General features: G+C 31.2%; 5 protein-coding genes. 3 read left to right on the forward strand and 2 right to left on the reverse strand.

Going from position 1 to position 4,324, the window contains the following annotated elements:
• Positions 1-447 (reverse strand): RepB family plasmid replication initiator protein (locus FJV36_RS12485; protein WP_158981167.1); only part of this gene is annotated, 447 nt, incomplete at its 3' end.
• Between the two features lie 796 nt (positions 448-1,243).
• Here FJV36_RS12485 and FJV36_RS12490 point away from each other — a divergent pair.
• The 3 genes from FJV36_RS12490 (at position 1,244) to FJV36_RS12500 (ending at position 2,859) form a co-directional block, all read left to right on the forward strand.
• Complete coding sequence (locus tag FJV36_RS12490) at positions 1,244-1,762, forward strand: BfmA/BtgA family mobilization protein (RefSeq protein ID WP_158727908.1); 519 nt, start codon at positions 1,244-1,246, stop codon at positions 1,760-1,762.
• Positions 1,762-2,523: a DUF5712 family protein gene (locus FJV36_RS12495; protein ID WP_158727909.1), complete on the forward strand. Its 762-nt coding sequence runs from the start codon at positions 1,762-1,764 to the stop codon at positions 2,521-2,523. Before FJV36_RS12490 ends, FJV36_RS12495 begins: the two co-directional genes overlap by 1 nt.
• A 138-nt stretch (positions 2,524-2,661) precedes the next feature.
• On the forward strand, positions 2,662-2,859 hold the full coding sequence (locus FJV36_RS12500) for a hypothetical protein (protein ID WP_158727910.1): 198 nt from the start codon (positions 2,662-2,664) through the stop codon (positions 2,857-2,859).
• 21 nt (positions 2,860-2,880) lie between these two features.
• Here the strand turns inward: FJV36_RS12500 and FJV36_RS12505 are convergent, their stop codons facing one another.
• Positions 2,881-4,023 carry a replication initiation protein gene (locus tag FJV36_RS12505; protein WP_158981169.1) on the reverse strand — a complete coding sequence of 381 codons (1,143 nt, stop codon included), beginning with the start codon at positions 4,021-4,023 and terminating at the stop codon, positions 2,881-2,883.
• Positions 4,024-4,324 lie beyond the last annotated feature (301 nt).

The raw sequence follows: 4,324 nt of genomic DNA on the forward strand, positions 1-4,324 counted from the left end.
AAACTCAATTTTCCTATATCCCTTTGCAAAATGGAATATAGCTTCATAAATCTCTTGATGTACTTTAAATTCAACTCGTCCCCTTGTGTCAAACTTCGGGAGCTCAATGATACCAATCAATGTCCAAATATAATGCTTGCTATTTGGGTTAGGATGATACTGATATTCTATCGTTTTATTTCTTAAAGAGCGTAATGCTTTTTTAATCTCTTCGGTATTTCTGTCATCTTCATTCTTTGCAAAAATGGACAAAGGGCAGTTAATTATATGCAAATTATCAAGCAGAGCGGGCTGTATCGTAAAATCTTTATGCAATTGTTTACCTTCAATAATTTGTTGCGCAATGTATACTAAACAGTTCAAAACACGCTGTTCATAGGCAGAAAAGTTATATTTTGCAATTGACAAAACATAGCTTAAAATCATTTCTTTGTCATTAAGAACCATACACTTATGTTTTTGAGTTAAGAGTAATTTATGCAAATATATAAAAAAATTAAGAGTAGCAATATTATAACTCTTAAAACTCTTAAATACCTCTTACCTTTGACGTTTTTCATTTCTTAAATACCTCTTATCTCGGGAGGTTAAAAAACCTTCTTAACCCTTACTATGACTAGCTTTTTTATCCTTTTTTTTCGAGATGCATAAGCTTTGTTTATTTTTAAAATAAAAGAAGGAATTATACTTAATTATTTCAAAAACAAGAAAAAGTAAAATTCAGAAAAAACCAAAAGGGAAGAAGAACCAACGAGAAAGAAAACAAAACAAAAAAGAAAAAAAGGAAACACACCAGCGGGCGCGGGCGGTTCGTTTTTAACCCCTTTTTAAGCTCTTTTTTTGATTTATTTTGCATTTATAGGGAAATGTAAGTCTTAAAGGAAAAAGAGGCTTTAAAACGCCTTATTTCCCTTTAAGGCATTTTTAAAACTAAAAAAAAGATTTTATTATCTCATTCAGCTGCACAAAATTTTCGTTTAGTTCCTCATTTCATTCGTCCTAAACTCAAATATTTGTTTGCTTCATTTCGCTAAAAAATCAGTGAACAACCCAATTTATTAAGAGAGCAAGAGGGAACGGGACTTACGTCCTGTTCTCTCTTGCTCTACGAGGTTAAAAGGTTGATTCTCAACCTTAAACAAAAATAAAAATTTTTATTTTGATATATTAAAAATATATTACTTTTTAATATACCTTTGTAACAAGTAGTTACAAATGATTTTAATATATAACGGCATATAAAATGAAGAATTCTAACGTAGCAATCGACCAAACCACAAACGAAGCATTAAGCGAATTTTGTACCCGTACAAAGCTCACGAAAAAAGACTTTATAACCATATCATTGAAGTACTTTAATGATTATGCAATCAATCCGAGTAAACACGAAAAGCCGACACAGGAAATTGAGAAGATGCACAAGCGCATCGAGGATGTTTTTAAATTTATTAAAGCACAGGAGCGAGATATTTTAAAACCTTTTTTGGTTCAAGTTGCAAAAAGTAATATTGAACATAAAGATGAAATTACTTCTTTAAGAAATTCAATAAATTTATTTGTAAATAAAAACATCGAACAAAATAAAGAGCGTTTGATCCTGGAACAAAAAGCACACCAGGACCAAATTAAAATACTTCAGGAACAGAAAGAAGGTTTATTAAAAGACCAACAGCAAATGCGTCAAATTATACTTCAACTTGGCCAAACCTTAGAGGAAAAAAACAAAGGAATTTTTGATAATTTCAAAAAAATATTAAAATAATGAATGTCAAAATCCAAGGAGGAGGAGCAGGCACTTATTCCAATTCGGGAAGCTGTTCCAACGTTGTAGAATATTTGGAACACGAAGACAAAAAACAATTAGAACAGGGCAATGAGATAGAACCGTTTTTTAACCACAAAGAAGAACGAGCCAATGCCAGCCAAATGATAAAGAAGCTAGACGAGAACAAGGGGCAACTTTTGAAAACAGATGCTAAGTTTTTTGTTTTGACTATATCACCCAGCGAAAAAGAAATTAATGCAATGGGTAAAACTCCAGAAGAGCAAAGCCGAAATTTCAAAGAATTCATTAAAGGGGAAGTAATGGAAAAATATGCCCAAAACTTCAATAAAGACTTGAAAAAAGACGATTTATTATACTATTCTAAAATACATATCGAACGAAAAGGAGAGCGGGAGAAAGATATGCACGCACATATCATTGTGAGTAGAAAAACGGCAGACAATCGTGTGAAAATTAGTCCACAGAGTAACCACAGAGGAACGAGTAAAGGAGCAGTAAAAGGAGGGTTTAACCGAGTAGAATTTTTCAATAAAATTGAAAATTCTTTTGATAGTAAGTTTGAATTTAAAAGAGATATAAAGGAAAGTTTCGAATATCAAAACACTCTAAAAAACGGAACAGTTAAAGACATTGAAACCCAATTATTAAAGGCTAAAGCACAAGAGGAATCTATTAAAATATCTCAAGAAAAAGTGCAGCAACAACAGAAAATTCAAAGCAGAGGATTATCTCGATGATATAATTAATCGCTTCGCTACCCTCATTTTTACTAAAGACAAGGCGGAACCCCCGCCCTATATTTAGTAAAAATCGAGAGAGTTACTCTTCCATAAATTCAGTAAAATTCGACCATATTTAATACTAATTTGATTTTTATGAAAATGTCTTTTAGAACAAAAGAAGAAAGCAATAAAATGCAAGAAAAGGAATTCTTAAAATTAACCCCTGTTGAAAGAGTCATGAAATTCTTTGAACTCATTTATTTTTTTAAAGATTTCCCTGTAACCACCAAAGAAAAAAACAATAATTTTATAATTATTATAAAAAACAACAAACACAAATTAGGACAATGAAAAGCCTTTCTCCCCTTTTGTTTAGATTATAGTTTTTTTATTTGTTATATCTCTTAAAACACCCATAACATCTACATTATCTGTTACTTTTTCAATCGAGCTAACGGCTTGTTTACCCCTTTTTATAGGCGCTTTTTTCTCTACAGGTTCTAAATCTTTCAATTGTTTTCTAAGAGCATTGATGACCCAGCCTTGCCCCTTAGAACCAGCATCAGCTTTTACTTTTAATTTGCTCAAAGACAGTATAAAATCAGGTAAATTCTTTTGACAATCTTTGAATAAATCAAGATTATTTTTTATTCCGGCATCTGAAAAAGCAAAATTCTCCCTTAAATAATTCAGTACAACAACATCTAAATCAAAACGCAAGGAAACTTGCTTTTTCAGCTTGGTTTCTTCTAGCTTTTTACTGGCGTGTTTGTCTTGGTACACAGGGTAAAACTTGATATATTCAATTTTTTGACCTCGTTTAGTAACTTCGGTTCTACCATCTCCAGCCAAACGCTTGTATGTGAAAGTATAAGGCGAATGCGCATCAAGTTCTTTTTTGGCGGTATCTATGACGTATGTAAAGAAATCTTTATTTTGTTTATACTTGTTTTCAAGCTTAAACATTGCTCGTAAAGTGTCTATTTTATAAGGGTGCAGCTTTTGTTCAGTACTTATAATTTCATACAATCGCATTGCATACGTGCTTTCAAAACTCATCATTTTAGCAAACTCAATTTTCCTATATCCCTTTGCAAAATGGAATATAGCTTCATAAATCTCTTGATGTACTTTAAATTCAACTCGTCCCCTTGTGTCAAACTTCGGGAGCTCAATGATACCAATCAATGTCCAAATATAATGCTTGCTATTTGGGTTAGGATGATACTGATATTCTATCGTTTTATTTCTTAAAGAGCGTAATGCTTTTTTAATCTCTTCGGTATTTCTGTCATCTTCATTCTTTGCAAAAATGGACAAAGGGCAGTTAATTATATGCAAATTATCAAGCAGAGCGGGCTGTATCGTAAAATCTTTATGCAATTGTTTACCTTCAATAATTTGTTGCGCAATGTATACTAAACAGTTCAAAACACGCTGTTCATAGGCAGAAAAGTTATATTTTGCAATTGACAAAACATAGCTTAAAATCATTTCTTTGTCATTAAGAACCATACACTTATGTTTTTGAGTTAAGAGTAATTTATGCAAATATATAAAAAAATTAAGAGTAGCAATATTATAACTCTTAAAACTCTTAAATACCTCTTACCTTTGACGTTTTTCATTTCTTAAATACCTCTTATCTCGGGAGGTTAAAAAACCTTCTTAACCCTTACTATGACTAGCTTTTTTATCCTTTTTTTTCGAGATGCATAAGCTTTGTTTATTTTTAAAATAAAAGAAGGAATTATACTTAATTATTTCAAAAACAAGAAAAAGTAAAATTCAGAAAAAACCAAAAGGGAAGAAGAAC

It is taken from the genome of Flavobacterium sp. I-STPP5a (genome assembly GCF_009764685.1).
GTDB lineage: Bacteria > Bacteroidota > Bacteroidia > Flavobacteriales > Flavobacteriaceae > Flavobacterium.

Bases quoted from the DNA above. Each gene is read 5' to 3' on its own strand.
- FJV36_RS12505 (WP_158981169.1), bottom strand. From the start codon at position 4,023: ATGGTTCTTAATGACAAAGAAATGATTTTAAGCTATGTTTTGTCAATT.
- FJV36_RS12500 (WP_158727910.1), top strand. From the start codon at position 2,662: ATGAAAATGTCTTTTAGAACAAAAGAAGAAAGCAATAAAATGCAAGAA.
- FJV36_RS12490 (WP_158727908.1), top strand. From the start codon at position 1,244: ATGAAGAATTCTAACGTAGCAATCGACCAAACCACAAACGAAGCATTA.
- FJV36_RS12495 (WP_158727909.1), top strand. From the start codon at position 1,762: ATGAATGTCAAAATCCAAGGAGGAGGAGCAGGCACTTATTCCAATTCG.